The 22482-nt window shown below is 41.3% G+C and carries 23 protein-coding genes; 2 read left to right on the top strand and 21 right to left on the bottom strand.

Translation table 11 applies throughout. The annotated features are described in order from the left end of the window. The first annotated feature begins 37 nt into the window (after nucleotides 1–37). Complete coding sequence (locus N9I19_RS10855) at nucleotides 38–907, top strand: LysR family transcriptional regulator (protein ID WP_061463841.1); 870 nt, start codon at nucleotides 38–40, stop codon at nucleotides 905–907. A 158-nt stretch (nucleotides 908–1065) separates the two neighbouring features. Here N9I19_RS10855 and N9I19_RS10850 read toward each other — a convergent pair whose 3' ends face one another. The 21 genes from N9I19_RS10850 to N9I19_RS10750 all read right to left on the bottom strand — a co-directional run bounded on the left by N9I19_RS10850 (nucleotide 1066) and on the right by N9I19_RS10750 (nucleotide 21220). Continuing rightward, nucleotides 1066–2631 carry a solute symporter family protein gene (locus N9I19_RS10850; RefSeq protein WP_317777788.1) on the bottom strand — a complete coding sequence of 522 codons (1566 nt, stop codon included), beginning with the start codon at nucleotides 2629–2631 and terminating at the stop codon, nucleotides 1066–1068. Nucleotide 2632: 1 nt separating this feature from the next. Next, a complete protein-coding gene (locus N9I19_RS10845) occupies nucleotides 2633–2974 on the bottom strand; it encodes a DUF485 domain-containing protein (protein ID WP_061463843.1) in 342 nt (113 codons plus the stop codon). A gap of 217 nt (nucleotides 2975–3191) precedes the next feature. Further along, the gene (locus tag N9I19_RS10840) at nucleotides 3192–3437 is read right to left on the bottom strand and encodes a hypothetical protein (RefSeq protein ID WP_317777787.1); all 246 of its coding nucleotides are present in this window, start codon (nucleotides 3435–3437) and stop codon (nucleotides 3192–3194) included. Nucleotides 3438–3540: 103 nt separating this feature from the next. Then, nucleotides 3541–4524, bottom strand: a complete 984-nt coding sequence (gene hpaD, locus N9I19_RS10835; protein WP_089363227.1) for a 3,4-dihydroxyphenylacetate 2,3-dioxygenase — start codon at nucleotides 4522–4524, stop codon at nucleotides 3541–3543. A gap of 31 nt (nucleotides 4525–4555) precedes the next feature. After that, nucleotides 4556–6070 carry a 5-carboxymethyl-2-hydroxymuconate semialdehyde dehydrogenase gene (hpaE, locus tag N9I19_RS10830; RefSeq protein WP_317777786.1) on the bottom strand — a complete coding sequence of 505 codons (1515 nt, stop codon included), beginning with the start codon at nucleotides 6068–6070 and terminating at the stop codon, nucleotides 4556–4558. Nucleotides 6071–6148: 78 nt separating this feature from the next. Beyond that, complete coding sequence (hpaI, locus tag N9I19_RS10825) at nucleotides 6149–7066, bottom strand: 2,4-dihydroxyhept-2-ene-1,7-dioic acid aldolase (RefSeq protein WP_061463846.1); 918 nt, start codon at nucleotides 7064–7066, stop codon at nucleotides 6149–6151. Between the two features lie 109 nt (nucleotides 7067–7175). Beyond that, nucleotides 7176–7853, bottom strand: a complete 678-nt coding sequence (locus N9I19_RS10820; protein ID WP_089363173.1) for a GntR family transcriptional regulator — start codon at nucleotides 7851–7853, stop codon at nucleotides 7176–7178. A 314-nt stretch (nucleotides 7854–8167) separates the two neighbouring features. After that, complete coding sequence (locus N9I19_RS10815; protein WP_061463848.1) at nucleotides 8168–9352, bottom strand: pyridoxal phosphate-dependent aminotransferase; 1185 nt, start codon at nucleotides 9350–9352, stop codon at nucleotides 8168–8170. 20 nt (nucleotides 9353–9372) lie between these two features. Continuing rightward, nucleotides 9373–9849, bottom strand: coding sequence for a cell wall elongation regulator TseB-like domain-containing protein (locus tag N9I19_RS10810; RefSeq protein ID WP_284470328.1), 477 nt, complete (start codon nucleotides 9847–9849; stop codon nucleotides 9373–9375). 18 nt (nucleotides 9850–9867) lie between these two features. Further along, the gene (locus N9I19_RS10805) at nucleotides 9868–10038 is read right to left on the bottom strand and encodes a YpmA family protein (RefSeq protein WP_064505144.1); all 171 of its coding nucleotides are present in this window, start codon (nucleotides 10036–10038) and stop codon (nucleotides 9868–9870) included. Nucleotides 10039–10192: 154 nt separating this feature from the next. Continuing rightward, on the bottom strand, nucleotides 10193–12973 hold the full coding sequence (gene dinG, locus N9I19_RS10800; protein ID WP_317777785.1) for an ATP-dependent DNA helicase DinG: 2781 nt from the start codon (nucleotides 12971–12973) through the stop codon (nucleotides 10193–10195). A 205-nt stretch (nucleotides 12974–13178) separates the two neighbouring features. Next, entirely contained in the window at nucleotides 13179–13562 is a 384-nt protein-coding gene (panD, locus tag N9I19_RS10795) for an aspartate 1-decarboxylase (RefSeq protein WP_317777784.1), read from the bottom strand. A 22-nt stretch (nucleotides 13563–13584) separates the two neighbouring features. Further along, nucleotides 13585–14433: a pantoate--beta-alanine ligase gene (gene panC, locus N9I19_RS10790; RefSeq protein WP_317777783.1), complete on the bottom strand. Its 849-nt coding sequence runs from the start codon at nucleotides 14431–14433 to the stop codon at nucleotides 13585–13587. Next, nucleotides 14430–15266 carry a 3-methyl-2-oxobutanoate hydroxymethyltransferase gene (gene panB, locus N9I19_RS10785; RefSeq protein ID WP_317777782.1) on the bottom strand — a complete coding sequence of 279 codons (837 nt, stop codon included), beginning with the start codon at nucleotides 15264–15266 and terminating at the stop codon, nucleotides 14430–14432. The genes panC and panB overlap by 4 nt, the downstream gene beginning before the upstream one ends. A 346-nt stretch (nucleotides 15267–15612) precedes the next feature. Next, the gene (locus N9I19_RS10780) at nucleotides 15613–16593 is read right to left on the bottom strand and encodes a biotin--[acetyl-CoA-carboxylase] ligase (protein WP_284470326.1); all 981 of its coding nucleotides are present in this window, start codon (nucleotides 16591–16593) and stop codon (nucleotides 15613–15615) included. Continuing rightward, nucleotides 16578–17771: a CCA tRNA nucleotidyltransferase gene (locus N9I19_RS10775; protein WP_284470325.1), complete on the bottom strand. Its 1194-nt coding sequence runs from the start codon at nucleotides 17769–17771 to the stop codon at nucleotides 16578–16580. Before N9I19_RS10775 ends, N9I19_RS10780 begins: the two co-directional genes overlap by 16 nt. 13 nt (nucleotides 17772–17784) lie before the next feature. Further along, nucleotides 17785–18924 (bottom strand): N-acetyl-alpha-D-glucosaminyl L-malate synthase BshA, encoded by a 1140-nt coding sequence (gene bshA / locus N9I19_RS10770; protein ID WP_061463856.1) that lies wholly within the window; start codon nucleotides 18922–18924, stop codon nucleotides 17785–17787. Between the two features lie 4 nt (nucleotides 18925–18928). Then, nucleotides 18929–19642 (bottom strand): bacillithiol biosynthesis deacetylase BshB1, encoded by a 714-nt coding sequence (bshB1, locus tag N9I19_RS10765; protein WP_089363162.1) that lies wholly within the window; start codon nucleotides 19640–19642, stop codon nucleotides 18929–18931. Next, the gene (locus N9I19_RS10760) at nucleotides 19626–20051 is read right to left on the bottom strand and encodes a methylglyoxal synthase (RefSeq protein ID WP_061463858.1); all 426 of its coding nucleotides are present in this window, start codon (nucleotides 20049–20051) and stop codon (nucleotides 19626–19628) included. Before N9I19_RS10760 ends, bshB1 begins: the two co-directional genes overlap by 17 nt. Before the next feature lie 16 nt (nucleotides 20052–20067). Next, nucleotides 20068–20868 (bottom strand): 4-hydroxy-tetrahydrodipicolinate reductase, encoded by an 801-nt coding sequence (dapB, locus tag N9I19_RS10755; protein WP_317777781.1) that lies wholly within the window; start codon nucleotides 20866–20868, stop codon nucleotides 20068–20070. Beyond that, nucleotides 20861–21220, bottom strand: a complete 360-nt coding sequence (locus N9I19_RS10750) for a nucleotide pyrophosphohydrolase (RefSeq protein WP_061466131.1) — start codon at nucleotides 21218–21220, stop codon at nucleotides 20861–20863. Before N9I19_RS10750 ends, dapB begins: the two co-directional genes overlap by 8 nt. Before the next feature lie 166 nt (nucleotides 21221–21386). Here N9I19_RS10750 and N9I19_RS10745 point away from each other — a divergent pair, with 166 nt between their 5' ends. Beyond that, nucleotides 21387–22259: a YitT family protein gene (locus tag N9I19_RS10745; RefSeq protein WP_061463860.1), complete on the top strand. Its 873-nt coding sequence runs from the start codon at nucleotides 21387–21389 to the stop codon at nucleotides 22257–22259. The last annotated feature ends 223 nt before the right edge of the window (nucleotides 22260–22482 follow it).

Below are 22482 nucleotides of genomic sequence, written 5' to 3'. Positions count from 1 at the left end.
ATATGTATATGTAAATCATATGTATGAGGTGTATATAATGGACATCCGGCAGTTAAAGTATTTTGTGACCATCGTTCAGGAAAAACAAGTAACAAAAGCCGCAAAAAAATTACATATGGCCCAACCGCCTCTTAGCCAGCAGCTTAAATTAATGGAAATGGAAATCGGTGAAAAGCTTTTCGATCGGAATGGAAAGAAACTTGAACTCACTGAAACTGGCAAGGTCCTATATAAAAAAGCTGAAGCTCTATTAAACCAGTTTGAAGAATCACTACTGGAAGTGAAGGAAGTCAGTAAAGGGGTAAAGGGCACTCTTTCCATAGGATCTGTAAAAACTTGCTTTTCTTACATTCCGCAAAGGATGAGAACCTTTAGAGTAGAATACCCTGACATACGCTTCAAGTTAATGGAAGGAGATACGTTTCGTTTGACGGAAGGCTTAATAAACAGGGAAATCGAGTTGGCCATTGTACGGCTTCCTATTAATGGTAAGCAATTCTCAGCGATTAACCTTCAGCCGGAAGATTTTGTGCTTGTCACCCCAAAAGATTGGGATATCCCAGACTCCATTGAATTTAAACATATTAAAGAATTTCCCCTTTTATTGCTGCATAGGGTTAGCGGTCAAGGTACTTATGAACTTATCGTGGATGAATGCTTCAGACATGGATTTGAACCTGCCATTGTATGTGAATGTCCTGATGCAGCAATGATATTATCTTTAGTGAAAGAAGGAATAGGTGCTACTATCATGCCGCGCACCACCTCTAAATCTTTTTCAACTCAGGGGATAAAAATAGTCGAATTCAAAGATTGTGCAGTAAAATCGGAAGCCGCCCTTATATGGCTCGAAGACCGCTATCTTTCCAAAGGCGCCGTCAAATTTCTAGAAACTTTTTCTGAATGAGTTGCCATTATCCATGGATCTTCATTTCATTTATACTCATTCACCGATCAATTTTGTGTGGATTTGAATTTTATCCAATAAAAGGGGGAAAACCACCTTTAGATAGATGGCTGATTTTTCCCAGTTCATTCACAAGGGCAGGTATGCTTTTACATCCTTCAATGTCGCACAACACCCTTAACGTCATGTCCAGTATTGGACTTTACAAGGATTTCATTAAAATTATCTTTTGTTATCGTTTTTAAATTTGCCCGGCGGTTACCGAACAGAGCACCTAAATAACATGCCAGGAACCCAAGCGGAATGGACACAATCCCTGGTGAATTCAAAGGGAAAATCGGGTTACCTGTAATTATGGTGGCTCCCGGAACAGGGTTCCAGACATTTGGACTTAAGGCTACGAGCAAAAGTGTACCTAAAAGACCAGTCATCATACCGACTATTGCACCGGTTTTATTGAATTTTTTCCAATAGATCGTAAGAAGGATGACTGGCAAATTCGAACTTGCGGCCAATGTAAAGGCAATCGATGCTAGAAACGCTACATTGAATTCCTGCAGACCTAATGATAAAACGATCGCAAGCGCCGTCACACCTACGGAAGCCCATCTTGCCATCGTCATTTGCTGTTTTTCCGTTGCTTTTCCATCTTTTAATATTTCATTATAAAAGTCATGTGAAAAAGCCGTAGCACCTGTTAACACGATTCCCGCAACTACTGCGAGTATCGTTGCAAAGGAAACCGCTGCAATAAAGGCGAATAAAATGTCCCCGCCCACAAGTTGGGCCAATAATGGTGCAGCCATGTTCCCTGCTGGGTTTGCAGCAATGATATTCGTTGTTCCAACCAACTTCGCTGCACCGAACCCGAGAAAAATGACCATGATGTGAAAAGCACCCATAATCCACATCACCCAAACAACCGACTTTCTTGCCACTTGTGCATTCGGGACAGTCAAAAAACGTATTAAAATGTGAGGCAGACCTGCTGTTCCTAGAATAAGGCCTAGTGACAAGGAAGCTGCATCCCAACCACTGGCATATTTAATACCTGCCTTCAAATAATCTGCACCCATAGGTGTCGCTGTTTTCATATCCGAGAAAATTCCGACGAAATTAAAATTCAACTTCCACATGACAATCATGAATAATATAAACACCCCGCCAATTAACAGGATGGCTTTAATGATCTGCACCCAACTCGTTGCAGTCATCCCTCCAAATAGAACAAATACCAACATTGCAAGACCTACGATGATAACAGATGCATTATACGGGATGTCTAAAAGCAATTTAAATAAAGCACCTGCCGCAACAAGTTGACCCAGCATGTACATGACTGATATCACCAGAGTATTAAAGGCGGTCACTCCCCGGACCTGTTTATACTTAAACCTCGTAGTCACCATATCAGCCAATGTGTATTTTCCTAAGTTCCGTAAAGGTTCAGCCACTAGGAATAAAACGACCAGGAATGAAACAAGTGCCCCATACATCAGGAAAAAACCATCATACCCCGTTAGGGAAAATGCCCCAATCAATCCTAAAAAAGTGGAAGCAGACATAAAATCCCCGGCCAATGCGAGTCCATTTTGCCTAGCTGTCAACCCGCCCCCTGCCGTATAAAAAGAACCTGCCGTTTTAGTTTTTTTGGATGCGAAATACGTGATGAAAAGGGTGCCTATCGACATTAGCGCAAATAGAATAATAACTGTCCAATTCATGTTAAAGCCCTTCTTTCTCGATGATTTTTTTAATTTGTTCATCGATTCTTTCTGATTTCCTTACATATATGCTGCAAACCCCTACAGACATAACCGTAATGGAGACACCGTACACCCACGCCCATGTTATGTCTCCAATGAAAGGGTGATCCAGGATATCTGTGTAAAAAACTAAGAAGGGCAGAAGAAGGGAATACCCCATAAAAAAAATCGTAAAAGGAATGACAAATTTCTTTTTATCGGAAATCATCTGCTGAAACTCTTTGGAAACAACAATCTTTTCATAATCCAATAGCTTGGTTTGTTCCGATTCTTCAGGGTTTTGTTTTTCAAACTGTACCATCACTTCACACCTCTTCTGGCATTTATATTTCCAAGGACGGTAACCTAGCAAAAGTCCTGATCTTCACCATTGTAAGCATCTCTCCTCAATGGGATATAGGCTCCCCTCCTCATCCAATTGCAAGGCCATTGTAAAGATTTCAAATGAACTGCAAGTCAGGGGATAAAAAAAATCTACTGTAGGAGGTTCCAAGGTCAGGCTCCTTTTGCTCCTCGATTCACAACCCGAATTCCTTCCGTCTGACGCTTACAGATAGGGCAGCAGTAAGTACCCACTGCTGCCCTGCCCCAGACCACATATCTTTTAGTAGGCGTGCACTTTCTTTATAGACTTGGCCCTTAACGACCATAAAGGTTCCTACACCTATTTCCTGCATTACTTTTTGCTCTAATGGATTCATGTTGGGGTGTTGATCGCCATCCATGATTTGTCTTGCGTGTGGAAAAAATGTCGTGACCGCCAATTTCAAATCTTGCTGTAATGCAATGCTTTTTAGCTTATAAATGCTTGAGTGTCAAGTCAGTTTTAATGGGACGCTCGCCCCTTCACCCTAATCCCCGCTTCATTCAGATGATGAATTCAGGCTTGCTTTTTTCCAGTATCGGTTCTTCAAGAGAAACTTCTTGACCTGAAATTATATCAAGGACAGCAGAAGCCTCATCAAACCATGAATCCGGAGCTTTTGCCCCCCAGAATGTCTGACGCCTTGGATCATCCAGATTCCAATGAATCGGTTCGGTATCTGGGTCAGACGTTAAGTAATCCCCATTGTATAATTCGATCCTGTGACCGTCAGGATCTCTTAAATATAGGAAGAATGCATTGGATAGGCCATGTCTTCCGGGCCCGCGTTCGATCGACCCTGCATATCCGAGTGATGCCAGCACATCACACGCATGGATAAGCGCAAGGGGATCTGGCAGAAAGAAGCCTACATGATGAAGTCTTGGACCGATTCCGTTCATGAATGCCTGGTCATGGACCGTTTGTTTTCTATGTAGCCACGTGGCCCATAATTGACCCGACTCATCGACAGTATCTTCCGAGCAGGCAAAGCCTAATTCTTTCACATAAAAATCATGGGCTTTTTGCACATTTGGAACACTACAATTCACATGATCGATCCTTTGGACCCTTGAACCTCTATGCAAATCGAATTTTTGCAGCAATCTCTCGGCTTTATCCATTTTGCTGAAAAATTCCACTGGCAAGCCTGAAATGTCCTGAACTCGGAGTGATTTGCCCAGTGCATGCTGTGTTCCTTCATTCATCCACTTCATTTTCATTCCCTTGGAAAGGAAAATAGTTTCCAATTCTTTAAGGTCTTCCTCTTTTTCAACCTTGTATCCTATCACTTCCACGCTTGGCTTTTCTGCCTTTTGCAAGATAAGCGAGTGATGATGCGCTTCCTCTAAACCACGTAAATATATGTGATCATTTGTTCGTTCCGTTTCAACAAAACCTAAAGCATCCACATAAAAGGCTCTTGATTTGTCTAAATCTGTTACATTAAGTATCGTTCTCGCAACACGAATAATAGAAAAATTCATAGGATTCTCCCTTTCATTAATGAAAACCGGATTATTTTTCAGCAGAAGAAACGGCATTTTGTTTGAAATCCCCAAACTTAGGAATATGATGTTCTCCAATTGCCACGTGGATAACCTGTGTTTCTGTATAGAATTCAAAGCTATAATGGCCACCCTCACGTCCTACCCCACTATATTTCGATCCTCCAAAAGGTATCCGCAAATCCCTCACATTTTGTGAATTCACCCAGACCATCCCACTATCGACAGCTTGAGCAAATCTATGCCCACGCTTCATATCATTGGTCCATACATAAGCAGCAAGCCCATACTTTACATCGTTGGCCATACCCAGTACTTCCTCTTCCGACTTAAAAGGAATGACTGCCATGACTGGTCCAAAAATCTCTTCCTGTGCCACCGTCATATCATTTGTACAGTTCAAGAGAAGCGTCGGGGCGATATAATTCCCTTCCTTGAATTCACTCGGTATGACACCGCTTACAATATCTGCCCCTTCATCTTTTGCTATATCCAGATAACGGGAGACATTATCAAAATGGTTTCGATGGATCAGCGGTCCGATTTCCGTTCCTGGTTCCATTGGATTTCCAATTTTGATATTATGAACACGTTCCTTCAATTCTTCAACGAACTGGTCTATTATCGATTCATGGACAAATAACCTGGAATTAGCTGTGCAGCGCTCCCCATTGAATGAATAGATTCCCCAAACCACTGAATCCAGGGCCTTTTCTAGGTCGGCATCTTCAAAAATGATCGCTGGTGATTTACCTCCGAGTTCCATGGAAAAACGTTTCATTGTATCCGCACCATTTTTAATGATTTCAGTGCCGGTCGCCGTTTCCCCGGTAAAGGATATCAATTGGACTTCAGGATGGGCAACCAAGGACGCCCCTGCTGTCTCCCCAAAACCGTGAACGATATTGAATACGCCTTTTGGTAAACCGGATTGATCAATGATTTGAGCCAATTTATTGGCTGTCAAGGGAGACCATTCCGCCGGTTTTAGGACACAAGTATTACCTGTTGCAAGGGCCGGGGCGATTTTCCAGGTTTCTAACATGAAAGGCGCATTCCAAGGAGTGATTAATCCCGCCACTCCAATCGGTTTATGAATCGTATAATTGATGAAAGTGTCATCCATTTGATACGATTCTCCTATAAGCCTGCTTTTCACCATTTCAGAAAAGAAACGGAAATTCTCCGCTCCCCTTGCTGCCTGTTTTTTTGTCTGGCTAATCGGCAACCCAGTGTCAAGTGATTCCAAATAGGAAATTTCTTCGGCATTTTCTTCAATTAATTCAGCGATCCTATTAATGTACTTCAATCTTTCTGCCACTTTCATCGTTCTCCATGGACCGTTATCGAATGCATCTCTTGCAGCAGCTACCGCTTGATCAATGTCCTGTTTAACCCCTTCTGCCACATTATTGATTGCTTGATTATTAAAAGGGCTTAGATTTTCAAATGTTTTTCCTGAAGCACCATCAACAAATTGACCATTGATGTAATGCTGGACATCTTGCACTGGAAAAGTTGGCATGATAAATCCTCCTTTAAAAAATATATTATGGAAGAAGACAATAATCGTTCGGATCCTGCAATCTTCCCAATCTAGCAATTATGATTCAATCACTTGGTCAATCAATCCGTATGATTGAAGGGTTTCACGCAGTTCCCTTTCTAATGGTTCCGAAGGCGGGCCCATAGGCGGCCTTAATGCAGGATTGATTTTTCCCATCATCCCCATCGCAGCTTTTAATGGTCCTGGATTGGTTTCTTTAAACAAAACATCATTCAATGGCATTAATTTATAATGGAGGTCAAGCGCCTTATCCACATCACCTTCCACCCAATGGTTATAAATTTCCGCCACCTCCTTAGGAGTGATATTGGCTGTAGCACTAATATGTCCTGCCCCTCCAATAGCCAGCATTGGATAGCATAATAATTCGATACCCGAATATAAGAGGAAGTCTCTTCCACAATTCAATAAGACACGGTTCACATGTTCGAAATCCTTATTAGATTCCTTTACACCAATAATATTCTTACAATCTTCAGCAAGACGTGCCAATGTCTTTACTTCTAAATTCGTCGCAGTTCTTCCAGGAATGTTATAGACGATAAGCGGGATGTCAACAGAATCAGCAACCGTTTTAAAATGATTGTAAAGTGCCTGTTGATTTGGCTTATTGTAATAGGGAACGATCACTAAAGCAGCTTCCGCCCCCATTTCTTGTGCCCTTTTTGTCAAATGCAACGTTTCTTTCTGATTGGCAGAGCCAGTACCTGGTGCGACCGGAACACGGGCATTTGCTGTTTTAATTGCCGTTTCCATCACTAATTCCCGCTCTTCAATCGATAGTGAACTGGGCTCCCCGGTAGTGCCGCATACCGAGATTCCATGGGAACCGCTTTCAATATGCCAGTTTACTAGATTTTCAATTGCTTTTACATCCACTTCCATCTTGTCATCGAACGGAGTGATTACTGGAGCGATGGATCCTCTTAAACGACTTTTGATATCCTCATACATTTTTTCTGCCACCCTTTCATTGTTTGAATATTCGGAATAATATAAGTAAAAAAATCGGCTTTGTTTTTATAAATAATCGATCGACTATCATAAAACAAAGCCTAGGTCATCATAGTGCCTGATCGTGATTAGATTCCGCCCTTTGCTTGAATGTACTGATGGCATTCAATTTATGCTTTCTTACCAATGATTCAATTTCTTCAAAAGAAGCTTTTTCCTGTAGAAGCTTTATGATGGTTTCATGTTCACGAATGGATTGGACTGCTCTTTGCGGCACCATGGTGAACATGGATTTTCTGACTCTATTCATTCTTTGTTGCGCCTGTTTAATTTCCTCCATTAAAAAGGAATTTCCGCACTTTTCATAAATTTCAGCATGAAAACACTCGTTTAACTTACCAAACAGCTCTAATTCAAAGTGATGGAGCGCTTTTTCCATTTCTTTGTTTAATTTAATTAGATTATCAAAATCATGATCAGTCATCGTTAAAGAACTGAGGGCAGCTGCATAGCCTTCAAGCAAAGATAAAACAGAAAGGGTTTCAATGTATTCGCTCTCATTAATGCTTGTAACCACTGCTCCACTATAAGGCTTATATTGAATAAGCCCGTCAGACTCCAGTTGTCTGATCGCTTCCCTGACAGGAATCGGGCTTAAACCAAGTTCTTTTGCCATTTGATCGATAATGATTCGCTGTCCGGAACCGTATGTTCCATCCAAAATTAATTTACGAAGGTGCTCATAGGCGATTTGCTTTTTGCTGGGGTTTTTGTTTTTATCTTCCATATTTTTATCATATATGAAATCATATATGATTGCAATCGGTTTTTATTAAATATCATATATGATTTTCATTTTTTCATTTACAAATCCTGATTCGCATTATGATCGGTTTCATATGCATATGAGAAAAACTCCCTTGGCGATGGGAGGAGTTTATTAATTCCAGGAAATCCTTGAGGATGCCTCTTTTTCCTCGAATTTTTTAATAACCTGGAATGGATTATCATGCCCTCTTCCCAAATGTACTATTTCAATATTTTTAAACAAAAAAAACCTGCAGACCCCGTTGTAGCCAGGTAGTCTGCAGGTTAAAGTTTTTATGACATTTTTGATTTAACGAATGAATGGATTCTTTCAATGGCTGCTTCCAGCAATTCCAATGAAGTTGCATAAGAGAGCCTGATATTATCAGGTGCACCAAAACCTGAACCCGGTATAACAGCCACTTGAGCCTCCTCCAGCAACGCAGTCGAAAAATCATCAACATTGCTGTAGCCAGTTAATTCAACTGCATGTTTAACGTTCGGGAATAAGTAAAATGCTCCCTGTGGTTTAATGCAGCTTATACCTGGAATCTCAACCAATTTATCATATGCCTTATTCAAGCGGCTTTCGAATGCCTGACGCATTTCTTCCACGGGCTCCTGCGAACCTTCATACGCGGCAATCGCTCCATATTGAGCAGTTGTCGTAGGATTTGATGTGCTATGGCTAGCAAGATTCGTCATTGCTTTAATGATGGACTCTTCACCAACGGCATAACCAATTCTCCAGCCGGTCATCGAATGCGATTTAGAAACACCATTGATGATGATCGTTTGCTTTTTCAATTCAGGTGAAATCTCTGCAATGGATGTATGTTTAGCATTTCCATAAACCAATTTTTCGTAAATTTCGTCGGAAACGATCAATATATCATGAGCTAGGCAAACTTCCCCGATAGCCGCTAGTTCTTCCCTGGAATAAAGCATGCCAGTTGGATTGCTTGGCGAGTTGATGATAACCGCTTTCGTTTTTTCGGTAATCGCTTGTTCTAATTGTTCCTTAGTGATTTTATATTGATTTTCTTCCGTACCGACAATATAAACTGGCTTTCCGTCAGCAAGCTTGATTTGCTCAGGATAACTTACCCAATAAGGTATCGGAACGATGACTTCGTCTTCTTCATCCAGGATCGCTTGAAACAATGTGTAAAGTGCATGCTTTGCACCTGAGCCTACTACAATTTCAGAAGGTTTGTAATCCAAGCCTTGATCACGCTTCAATTTAGCTGCAATTGCCTCTTTTAGCTTCGGCAGACCAGCTGATGGCGTGTATTTAGTTTGACCTTCATTCATGGATTGAAAGGCTGCATCTATAATATGTTTGGGCGTATTATAGTCTGGTTCCCCTGCCCCCAAACCAATAATATCAAGACCTTGGTCCTTAAGTTCCTTTGCTTTTGCCGTGATGGCCAATGTTGTTGATGGCGTTAATGACTGAACTCGGTTAGCTAATTTCATTTTAAATTAATCCTCCATTTCTAAATGCTTCGATAATACTTAAGCCATTTCCCAGTTTTAAAATCATAATAATCATAGTTAAAACGCTCGGATTTATCAAGATAAGTTACTTCCCAAAGCGGAACATTCTTTTCCATGCCCAGCTTAACTGAAATGATTTTTTGGGGATTGAGTTTATCTTTGACAATGCTTAAGATTTCTTTTTTTGATTTTCCATCTTTATAGTTTTCCACTACTATTTCTTTCTTCTTGTCCTCAGGAAGCCAGACTATTTTTTTAGTTCCTTTTTCTCCCTTACCAATGATGACGGAGTATGAATCCTTCCCATTATAAAGGTAGAATTCATCCATTGTCACAAGGCCGGCCTTTTCCTTCGCCTGTTTAAAAGCCTCATTACCCGCTTCTTTTTTAGGCTGCATCGCTTTAATATATGCACCGCTGACAAATCCGATAAAACAAAGGACTAGGATAGAAGCAATAATCAACCATTTTTTCAAAGCTGCTTTTCCCTCTTTCTATGTACGATAAATTGTAAATATCGCTTTTTCTTGATCTTCGGAATCCAATGCCAGACCGAACATTAAGTCATCTTTTTTCAATGTTCGGTTCAAAGAATCCACAATTTTATACAGATCAGGAGAATGTTGCAACCTGACTGTCGAAATTACTTCTATTTTACTCTCCATGAAAACGCCCCTCCATTTTAAAATTTGTCAACAACCACTGGTATGAATAGGATTAGAAGGCTTTACCACCTTTCACATTATACCAGTTCAAAAGTTATTTTTCTTTATAAATTCATAAAAATTCTATTAGCTTAATGAATAATCTAAAGGTTCATTAAATCCACTCTTCTATCATATCAGCCATTTCTATTATTGAGGTTTGGTGCCAGTCGACTTGCGGAATGGCCTTTTGAAATTCAGGACCATATTTGGCAGTGACGATGCGGCGATCGAGAATAACCAAAATCCCTTTATCTTCTGGAGTTCGTATAAGCCTGCCGAATCCTTGTCGGAACCTTAACAGGGCTTCTGGTAAAGAATACGCAGAGAAAGGATTACGCCCTTGCTTCTCGAGAAGTTGGCATTTTGCTGCTGTCACTGGTTCATCCGGTGGAGAAAAAGGCAGCCTGACGATGATTAAACAAGATAAATCCTCGCCTGGAATATCGACTCCTTCCCAAAGGCTTGTTGTCCCAAAAAGGACGGCTTTCTCGAAGTTTTGGAAATTCCTGAGCAGCCTCATACGGCTTCCACCAGAAATCCCTTGTGCAAAGAGGGTGAACTCATCCAGAACCCCAGTGTCTTTGATGGAATAATAGGTTGCCCGCAGCATCTCATGTGAGGTGAATAATACCATCATCCTGCCTTTGGCTGCCTGAGCGGCCGCAATAATGTGGTTTGCCGCGGTTTCGGAAAATTCCTCCATTGATAAGCAATTGATATCCGGTATATCATTTGGAACCAGAACCTTTACGAGTTCCTTATATGGAAAAGGCGAAGGAAACCTTGCTGTCTGCATTGGCTCATTCTCTAAACCGAGTTGCTCTTTAAAATAATTGAAAGAATCCTTCACGACAAGGGTTGCTGATGTCATTACCACACTTTTTTGGTGCCCGAAATAGGAATCCCACAACCATTTACTTCCTGCAATCGGCTGAACCGTCAGTGTCACCCCATGCTGAGGTGCCGCATTCGTATAATCAAGCCAATATATATTCTCTTCATGCGGCTTAATGAAAAATTCATGTAAGGAGTCCCTTGTGTCCTGCAATTGTCCAAGCAGGACTTCGATATCATTTAAGTAAAACAATGAATTTTTCCCTAAGGGGGACTCATTATTCAATAAAAGAGCCAATCTTTTCTCTAACTCCGTAATGATATACCCTAACAAGTCCACCAATCGCTCAGCCACCAGGATCGCTTTACCCCATCTACCATCATCAATTTTAAATGAAAGCCGTTTCGGACTCATGGAACGTGAAAGTTTTTCCGCCTGATTGGAGATGTAATAAAATAGCTGTTCGAATTCATAGGAGAAATCATTCAGCTTTTGGTCTAATTCATACGTAGGCTTCCCATCTGTCAGTCCCTTATTTAAGAGTAATCTGTCCAATTTGTACAATAATTGCTTTTGATCTGATGTCCCTATTCTGTTCAAAACCGTCTTCACCGAAATATAGTTAAGCCTGCTTCCTAGTTGTTTAGATGCAGCCTGTTCCAAATGGTGTGCTTCATCGAGTATCAGATACCCTTTCTTGGGAATCAAGGCGTCTTCTGTCAGTAGATCCGTCATTAAAAATGAATGATTAGTAATGATGATATCCGCCTTGGCCGCCGTTCTTTTGGCCCTTTCAAAAAAGTCCAATTCAAGCCAGGGCTGTTTTAAACCGGCGTATGTAAGACCATCACTTTGCAGTCTATTCCAAAACAGCTGACCACCGCTTGTAAGATTCAATTCATCTTTATCTCCTGTTACGGTTTCAGTAAGCCAAACCAATATCTGCATTTTCGTTAATGCCGTTTCATAATTATCTTCCTTTTCACGCAATGCCCTTTCAAACTTTGCCAAACTCAAATAATTACTTCTCCCCTTTAACAAAACAGCTTGAAAGGTGAAGGGAAGGATTGCCTTCAGCTTAGGAACCTCGTTTTGGAGAAGTTGATCCTGTAGCTGAAGCGTATATGTCGAAACGACGACCGGTTTTTGATGTTTTCTTGCAAAATAAACGGCTGGAAGCAGATAACCTAAGGATTTTCCAATTCCTGTCCCAGCTTCAATGATTGCATCATGGCTGGATTCGAAGGAATGGTGAATCATGTTCATCATATCAAGCTGTCCGCTTCTTGCTTCAAAAGCCGGAAATGCACGTTGAAGCAAGGCTATTTTTTCCTCATTATCGAGCGGGAATTCTGACTCCGTATCTTTATGATCACTTTCAACGACTGCCTTTTTAAATGCAAGGCCCCGATAAGTTATAAGTTCAGGTGAATGGACTTCTGCTTTAGCAAGTTTGCTTGCAATGCAAGCATCTATCAATTCGGAAATCTCACTTTGTAAGGAATAAGATAATCGATATAACTGTTTAAGCGTCATCACTGGAAGTTTCATCAGCTTTTTTTTCAATTCCAACAATAATAAAGCGGTGGCATATGCATCACTATCCGCTTGATGGGGCCTGGAATGATCTAGGTTTTCTTCTTTAGCCAGTTGGTGCAGCTTGTATCCATCGGATGTTGGTTTTAATATTTTTGCTAACTCCACTGTATCAAGGGTGGAACCATAAAACGGCTCAAATCCACAGCGTACTAGTTCCTCCTGTAAAAAAGATAAGTCAAATAAAACATTATGGGCAACAAAACAAGCCCCTTCTATCAGCCGGGCAATATTTTCTGCGACATCTTCAAAGTCAGGTGCATTTTTTACCGTCTCGTTGCTTATTCCGGTCAATTCTTCAATAAACAAGGAAATTTCCTGACCAGGGTGGATGAATGTCGAGTATTCATCGACAATTTGGTCATTTTCGATGACCACGCCAGCAAATTGAATAATCCTATCCCCTTTTTTCGGGGAATTCCCTGTTGTTTCCAAATCGACCACTACATATCGTTGCGTCATGAATTGTACACCTCAAACTTCGCTTTCTCCACTTCCTGATGGAATTCTCTTATCTTTTTTATACCATAATAATCGTAATAAAGGAAACAAGCCGTTCATCATGCCCATTCTAAAAAACAGGTTCCCCACGATTCCACCATTCAACATTAGACGAAAAGGGCCGGCACCCGTATGCATGATTCATGCACGTGTGCCGGCCTTCCGCTTACATCATTGTTGCTGCAGGTTCGTTTGAAATCAGCTCAATGATTTTGTTGTTTTCATCCATAATCGCAACTTTTGGTTTGTGATCTCCCAGTTCATTCTCGGATACCATCACGTAAGAAATGATAATCACGATATCATCCGGCTGAACCAGTCTTGCTGCCGCTCCGTTCAAACACACAACACCGCTCCCCCGTTCACCCGCAATTACATACGTTTCAAGTCGCGCACCATTATTATTATTCACGATGGCGACTTTCTCGTTGGGCAGAATACCCACCGCATCAATTATGTCTTCATCAATTGTAATACTGCCAACATAGTTCAAATTAGCTTCAGTTACCCTTGCACGGTGGATTTTTCCATTCATCATCGTTCGAAACATTTAATTTCCCCCCTATCATTATTTATTCTATATTTATAGTGATATTATCAATTAGCCTTGCATGCTTGAACTTAATTGCCATTGCAATGATGACGTGTCCAGATAGCGTTTCAATTGGTTTAAGTTCCGGGTATTGATAGACTTCAATATAGTCGATCACTCCACTTGTATGGGCACCAATATGTTCACTTACTAGAGCAGTGACGGCTGAAGCATTTCTTTCACCTGATTCAACCGCCTCTTTTGCCTTTAATAAACTTTGGTAGAGCTCTTTAGCTTCCATGCGTTCCTGAACTGATAGGTTTACATTTCGCGAGCTCTTCGCTAACCCATCTTCTTCGCGTACGGTATCTACAGCAACAAGCTGGATCGGGAAATTAAAGTCTTGGATCAATCCATCTATCACGGCAACTTGCTGGGCATCCTTCTTACCGAAGTAAGCCCTATCAGGGAGGATGATATTGAAGAACTTCGTTAAGACTGTCGCTACACCATCAAAGTGTCCAGGCCTTTGTCTTCCGCATAAACAATCCGTCCTGCTTTGGACAACAACTTTGACCGATGGTTCTTCACCATACATTTCGTGGACTGTTGGGTAGAAGAGATAATCCACTCCGGCCTTTGCTGCGACATTCTCATCCCGCTCCAAATCACGTGGATATGTTTCAAAATCCTCATTTGGTCCAAATTGCAACGGATTAACAAAAATACTCAATACCACAATATCATTTTCATTGCGCGCCTTTTCCAGAAGGGTAGCATGCCCCTGGTGTAAAAAGCCCATTGTCGCCACATAGCCAATGCTATTATGATGACTTTTTTCCTCTCGGAGCGCCTGCTGCAACTCAGCTGCTGATGTAAAAGTTTTCATCTTTTCCCTCCGTAAAGTTCTGTAAGCTGCTCTTCCTTCATCGTAAATGAATGTTCTTTCGACGGAAAATCTTTGGATTTCACTTCATTCACATACCTGTTTATCGATTGGCCAATCAGTTCATTGGCATCTCCATAAACTTTTACGAATTTTGCAACGCGATTTACTCCATACCTGATGACATCATGATAAACGAGGACTTGACCATCCGTCTCTGCACCTGCCCCAATTCCAATGGTCGGGATTCCCAAATTGCGTGTGGCGAGTTCTCCCACTTGATATGGTACACATTCAAATACTACTGCCATCGCCCCCGCCGCTTCACACTTTTTCGCATCTTCCACGAGCTGTGCTGCAGCATCGGCGTCTTTTCCTTGCACTTTATATCCGCCAAGAACTCCGACTGATTGAGGAGTCAAGCCAAGATGGGCTACAACCGGAATGCCTGCCTTCGTCAATGCTGATATTTTTTCAACAACATCATCTGCTCCCTCAAGCTTCACGGCATCAGCATGACCTTCCTGCATGATACGGGCTGCATTCTTGAGTGTTTCATCCATAGAAAGGTGATAGCTCATAAAGGGCATATCGGTCACGACAAATGTATTTGGGGCCCCGCGTTTTACTGCCTTTGTATGATGGATCATGTCATTCACCGTAACAGGGATGGTTGATTCATAACCCAAAACGACCATTCCTAAAGAATCGCCGACTAAAATCATGTCTACACCTGATTGTTCCGCTAACTTTGCTGACGGAAAATCATAAGCCGTAAGCATGACAATTTTCTCTTGATTTTGTTTCATTTTCAAAAAATCCCCGGACAATTTCATTACGTTTCCTCCTTTTTGATGGAGGAGATGAAAACATCAGCGTTACAAAAACTGGTGTCTATACATTCATACGCAAAAAAAAGACTGACTAAAAAAGTAACTGTTTCCAACGAAAAATGGTTTAAAAACCATATATCGTTCAATAAACAGCACTTGTCTTTTTAGCCAATCCCTTTGTTCCATCAGAAGTTTCATCCCTCCGTCCCAGTCCAATTCTCTGGATCAAGGCAGATTTTCAAATAATTTGGTATTTATGGGGGTGCAGTTCACATGAGATACTGCCCACTTGAATTATATCAAGCCAAATTCAAAAATTCTATTTATTTTTCACGAATTTGACAAAAATCTACTGAATTTCAATATCTGCTGAATAAATCGAATGTACGGTTCCTTTTCCATCTTCAAGGAGTAAAACGCCTGAATCCGTTATGCCCAATGCCTTTCCAACAATCGTGTCATTGACAGTACTGGCTTTGATAACCTGTCCAAGGCTGATCGCATAACTCTCCCATAATTCCTTTATTGGCATGAAGCCTTCATTTAAATAGAGGTCGTACAAGTTTTCCAGACGAAACAATGCTCTTTGAATGACCTTGGACCTTGAAACCGTTTCTCCACTTTCTATGAAAAGGGACGACGCTTTTCCGTGCAGATCTTCCGGAAAATCCACCAAGTTCTGATTGATATTCATTCCAATCCCGATAATGACAGAATGGATCCTATCCGATTCCGCCTGCATCTCCGTCAGGATGCCTACCACTTTCTTACGATTCACCAAAATATCATTCGGCCATTTTATTTGTGGTTTTAAATCAGTTGTATCCTCTATCGCCTGTGCCACAGCGACCGCGGCCAATAATGTCAGTTGAGGAGCCTCATGAATCGGAATTTTCGGTCTTAGGATTAGACTCATCCAAATGCCGCTGAATTTTGGGGAATGCCAAGATCTCATCAATCTTCCTTTTCCGGATAACTGCTCCTCGGCAACGACGAGCGTCCCCTCCTGAACTCCTTCATTCGCTAATTGATGCGCAATTTTTTGAGTGGATTCCACTGTTTCCTGATAGTGGATCATCTTGCCGATTGTTTTTGTTTCCAGACCAAGTTGTATTTCGCTTTCGGACACTTTTTCCGGCGCTGATATGATCCGATAGCCTTTTTTCCTAACGGCTTCAACATTATAACCTTCACTGCGCAAGTCTTCTATATGCTTCCAGACCGCTGTACGCGAACAGCCAATATATTCAGCAATTTCCTGACCGGATTTAAATGCACCATCTGCTTTTGAGAGGGCTTCCATCAGCTTTGTTCTTAACTCAGATTGCATTTTTCCAGCCACCTCTTTATTTCTTCTTTATCATTTCTTAATTCTTCATTCAAGACAGCTTTCAATATTATTTCCAAGTATTCTTTCACCCATGGACCTGGTTTTTCTTGATGCCAAATTAATAAATCCGTCCCTTTAACGGCAAGATCCGACATATCCTTTATAATGAGTTCATTATATCGGTGATGGGCGTTCTCCTCTGCATCCGTTACATTTCCCCCTGTCAGGGCTGCCTTGACTTTAGCAGCTTGTACAGTTATGCCCTGACCTGCCTGAAAGACATCGATGGTTGAATTTTCAAAGGATGGTTCTTTCTTCACCAGCTTTATGATACGTTGGACGTTCCTTATTGTTTTCAATGGCAGCTTCCATGCCCTTAATGCCTCTTCCATGTCCTGATCACTTGTATGAACCATGATTATAGACCATATTTCTGTGGCTTTTAGCTGATGAAGCGGAAGATTTAGTAATTTCCCTAAATGATCCTTCTTACTGGAGAATTGAGGAAGGTATTGATATAATCCGCTTTCTAGCAAGAGTGAGAAAGCCCTTTTTTTATTGATGCCGGTCAATAGCTTCTCAAATTCAACCAGGATTCTTTCGACAGCTATTTCACTGATGATCTGGGCGTTCTCTTTAAGGGAATCAAAAGATTCTTGATCCAGTTCAAAATCAAGTTGACTGACGAACCTTAATGCACGCATCATTCTCAAAGCATCCTCATGAAACCTTTCGTGCGGGTTGCCAACCGTGATAATCCTTTTTTCTGCTAAATCATGTCTACCATTAAATGGATCGATAATATTACCGGACTTATCCATTGCCATTGCGTTCATTGTAAAATCCCTTCTCTGTAAATCCTCAGTCAATGAACGGACAAATTGCACAGAATCAGGTCTCCGGAAGTCCGAATAATCGCTTTCTGTTCTAAAAGTCGTAATTTCGTATGTACCCGAATCCGTAATTACTAGCACTGTTCCATGGTCAATCCCGATATCAGCCGTTTTTGGAAAAATCCTTTTGATTTCCTGGGGTGTTGCGGAAGTAGCGATGTCCACATCGTTGATGGGACTGCCGAGGATATAATCCCTCACAGAGCCACCAACGAAATAGGCCTCGAATCCTGCTTTTTCAATTAATTCAAGAATGGGTACTGATTTTAAGAATAACTGATCCATCAGCATCCCCTCCTTATTTCATAGATTTTCCTTCAAGTGCTTTAATGTAGATGGCTTCATACTCTGACATGATTGTATCCGAGTGAAAATCGGTGTTGGCCCTTTTCAGCGCAGCCTCTGAAAAACGTTTATGTAAAACCGGGTCGCTTAAAAGCCCAATCGCTTTTTCAGCAACCGTTTTAACATCTCCCAATTCACAAATATAGCCAGTCTCACCATCAACGATGACCTCCGGAATCCCTCCGATATTCGTTCCGATACAAGGAACTCCACATGCCATCGCCTCGAGCAGCACAAGTCCGAAACTCTCTTTTTCCGATAACAGGAATATCACATCACTGATTGAATATAATTCGGCAAGGTTATCCTGCTTACCAAGAAACAAAACCGATTCATCGATTCCAAAATCTTTAGCCAATTTCAATACGGTTGTAACTTCCGGACCGTCCCCTACGAGCAGAAGCTTAGCGGGCATATCCTTTTGAGTTAAATAAAACGCCTGGATGACGTCTTTCACACGCTTGACCGAACGGAAATTCGATACATGTATGATCACTTTTTCATTTTCCCTTATACCGTATTCATCCCTTAGATATTCGGAGTTCGTTTTATGGTAATCCCTTTCATCAATAAAATTATAAACGGTTTTTATTTCCTTATCCGGAGCGATTAAATCATGCGTTTCCTGCACAAGAGAATTAGATACCCCTGTAACTACATCGGATTGCTCTATCCCGAATTTTATCAAATTGGTCAATGAGGGATCATGCCCTAATACCGTTATGTCCGTACCATGCAGTGTGGTCACGATCTTTACTTCATTACCTGACATCTGCTTTGCGAGGATTGCACAGACAGCATGCGGAATCGCATAATGAACGTGAAGGATATCTAATTTCTCCCGTTTTACGACATCCGCAATCTTGCTCGCAAGTGCCAGGTCATATGGTGGATATTGAAAGACTGAGTACGAGTTCACTTCAACTTGGTGATAAAAAATATTGCAGTACATCTTATTCAAGCGAAAAGGAAGGCTTGAAGAAATGAAATGTATCTCATGTCCTTTTTCTGCAAGCATCTTGCCTAATTCAGTTGCTACGACACCAGAACCCCCAACTGTAGGGTAACAGGTAATTCCAATTTTTAATTTCATAAGATTATTTTTCTCCTAACAAGTCGGCATCGATCAGTAGCGGTTTTTTTGTCATGAATCCTTCCGCATAGGCGACACCCACTTCTTTTCCGAACATCCGCTCCCGTGCCTCCACAGTCTCGATATAGCCATTCACTAGCGGGGTTTCAACAGTTACATCACTTTTTTCGAATTGGCTGCCATATGCTCTAAGGCTATCCAGCTTTTTCGTTATTGAAGAAGTGATGTCCACTACGAAGTCCGGTTTGTGAAAACCATTTATCATATAATAGTACATATTTTGGACACGATGAGAATCAAGTCCATTTTCTTCCATATATTTTTTGACTCCTGCCGAAAAAACTGCTTCTTCCACTAATTTGGCACAGTTTCCATGATCGGGATGGCGATCTTCCAAAAAAGGTGCAAAAACAAGTGCAGGTTTATATTTACGGATCACCTTAATGATTTGATCTATGTACTCCGCTTTCATATATAAACCCCGGTCAGGTAAATCAAGGGAAATCCTCTTCGCCCCAAGGATTTCTGCAGCATTTCGTGCTTCCTCTTGCCGTAATGGAACGGTTCCATTGGATGACATTTCAGCTTTTGTCAAATCACAAATGACAATTTCCCTGCCTTGTTGCACATATTTAGCAATCGTCCCTCCCATACCGATTTCAACATCATCCGCATGTGCGCCGAAAGCCAGGATATCTATATTACTTTTGTTTATCATTTATCTCACCTTGTTTTTTCCGTAGTTTAAGCCAATCCATATACCCATGTTTCAAGCCTTGTATCAGTACTTCTGCCGTGCCCATATTGGTCGCTAAGGGAATTTCATAGACATCGGAAAGGCGTATAAGCGCTGATACATCAGGTTCATGTGGCTGTGATGTCAAAGGGTCGCGGAAAAATAGGATCATATCCATTTCTCCGCGTGCAATCATTGCACCTATTTCCTGATCTCCACCAAGAGGTCCCGAATGAAAGCGATGGACAGGCAGTGATACTTCTTCCATAATTCGTTTTCCGGTCGTACCTGTAGCAAATAATTCATGCTGCTCGAATACAGCTTTATAAGCTGTTACAAATTGAATGATATCTTCCTTTTTCTTATCATGGGCAATTAAGGCAATCCTCATCGTATATCTCCCATCCCTATTCGATAATATTTTCCAGGCCGTATACAAGAATATCCAATTTCATGACGGTATCGACCGCGAGTTTGACCCCTGACATGAAGGATGCCCGATTAAAGGAATCATGCCGAACCGTCAACAGCTCTCCATCACTACCGAAAAGCACCTGTTGATGAGCAACCAGTCCCGGAAGCCGTACGCTATGGATATGCATGCCATCTACATTTGCCCCTCTTGCCCCCTGAATGGTTTCTTTTTCATTAGGGTGCCCCTGTTGTTTCATTTCACGTACAGCAGCAATCATATCTGCCGTTTTGGAAGCAGTCCCCGAAGGTGCATCCAGTTTTTGATCATGATGCATTTCTATGATTTCCACATCCGGGAAATACTTTGCAGCCATTTGTGAAAACTTCATCATCAAAATGGCTCCAATTGCAAAGTTTGGCGCGATGATGCAACCGATGCCCTTTTCTTTTGTTAAAGAATCCAGCTTCGCTAAATCTTCCTTTGTAAAACCTGTCGTTCCCACTACAGGCCGGATGCCATGGTTAAGTGCCATTTCGGTATGAAACATCCCCACTTCTGGTGTGGTTAAATCAATCAATACGTCAGCTTTTACAGAAGAAAAACAATCATTTATATCCGAATAAACAGGTGCTTCAATACCTTGAAAACCTTCTATTGTGGAGAGGCTTACCCCGTTATGCTTACGATCTATGACAGCTGCCAATTCAAATCCTTCTGTCCTATGTACAAGCTTCACCGCTTCATTTCCCATTCTGCCACGAGGACCAGCCACAATCACTTTTACTTTACTCATCTTTACCTTCACCCTCCATTTTCTCTTCTTTTTTTGTCCATCTATCTTTATCACGGGTTGTAAACTTATGCATGACCTTATCATGTGAGCTTTGAAGGTCAATCCCTAAAGAATTGGCAAAACAAATTAAAACAAAAAGCATGTCCCCCAATTCCGCTTCTACGGTATTCTCTTCCTCAGTTGCTTTCTTTGGTTTTTCGCCATGATAATGATTGACTTCCCTAGCCAATTCCCCAAGTTCTTCAGACATCCGTGCGAGCATGGCCAGCGGGCTGAAATATCCTTCTTTGAACTGTCCTATGTATTGGTCGACTTCCGCTTGCATTTGTTGGATCGTCTTGTGATTTTCCATATAGTCACCCATTCTTGATTTTCGTTTTCACACATTATACCTTCTCCATGTTAGCTAAAAGTGAAACATATGACAACAGATACGTTCGAGAATCTAAATTGCCCATAGTTGGTTAATTAGTTATAATTAGTAAATTGATGATATGCAAACCTTTGGAGGTATGGACATGCTTTTGGGCTTAAAATTGAAAAATACTATATTCATCCTTTTTGGGGCTGGAATCTTCGCCTTTGGACTTGTGCACTTTAACATGCAGAACCATTTGGCCGAAGGCGGATTCACCGGTCTCACCTTGATTATATATCAACTTATTGGGATAAATCCTTCTTATTCTAATTTGGTTTTGAATATTCCCTTATTTGCAATAGGCTGGAAATATTTGGGTCGCACATCTTTCTTTTATACGATTATCGGAACGGTTGGCCTCTCCGTTTGGTTATGGGTTTTCGAGAAATATCAAATCGAAATCAATCTCGGAAACGATTTGATGCTGGTGGCATTGTTTGCCGGGGTATTTGTTGGTGTCGGGTTGGGCATCATCTTTCGTTACGGGGGGACTACAGGCGGTGTAGATATCATTGCCCGTTTTGCCCACCGGTACTTGGGAATTGGCATGGGACGAACCATGTTCATCTTTGATGCCGTAGTTATCGGCCTGTCCATCCTTACCTACCTGGATTACCGGCAAGCGATGTATACCCTCGTTGCCGTATTTATAGGTGCTAGAGTAATCGACTTTATGCAAGAAGGAGCTTATGCCGCTAGAGGTGCCATGATCATTAGTGAGAAAAACAAGGAAATTGCAGAAAAAATCATGAATGATATGGAGCGGGGCGTAACAGTATTAAGGGGATATGGGTCCTTTACACGCAATGACCGGGAAGTGCTCTATTGTGTTGTTGGGAAAAATGAGCTTGTCCGCTTAAAAAATGCCATAACATCGGTTGACCCCCATGCATTCGTATCTGTAAGTGAAGTGCATGACGTATTAGGTGAGGGCTTTACCCTTGATGAGAATAAGAACCCGATTGAAAGATAATCGATTGGCAGAGGCATTACCGAATTGAATGTAATCCTTTTGAATGTTTCCCCGAATACTGAATTTTATAAGCAGTGTACAACAAATATTTTTATAGGTTTTTAAAAACGCATATTAATTTAAAAAAGGACGCCATAATGATGGCGTCCTCAGTTTGTCGACAAAAGGGGTTCGGAATGTATTAATTCCGAACCCCTTTTGATATTTTCTTGGAATTTTGCTC

The sequence above is a fragment of the Peribacillus sp. CSMR9 genome (assembly GCF_033141925.1).
Classification (GTDB): domain Bacteria; phylum Bacillota; class Bacilli; order Bacillales; family DSM-1321; genus Peribacillus; species Peribacillus simplex_A.
Note: the sequence above shows the minus strand (reverse complement) of the source record. Positions and strands in the feature narration are given on the sequence as shown.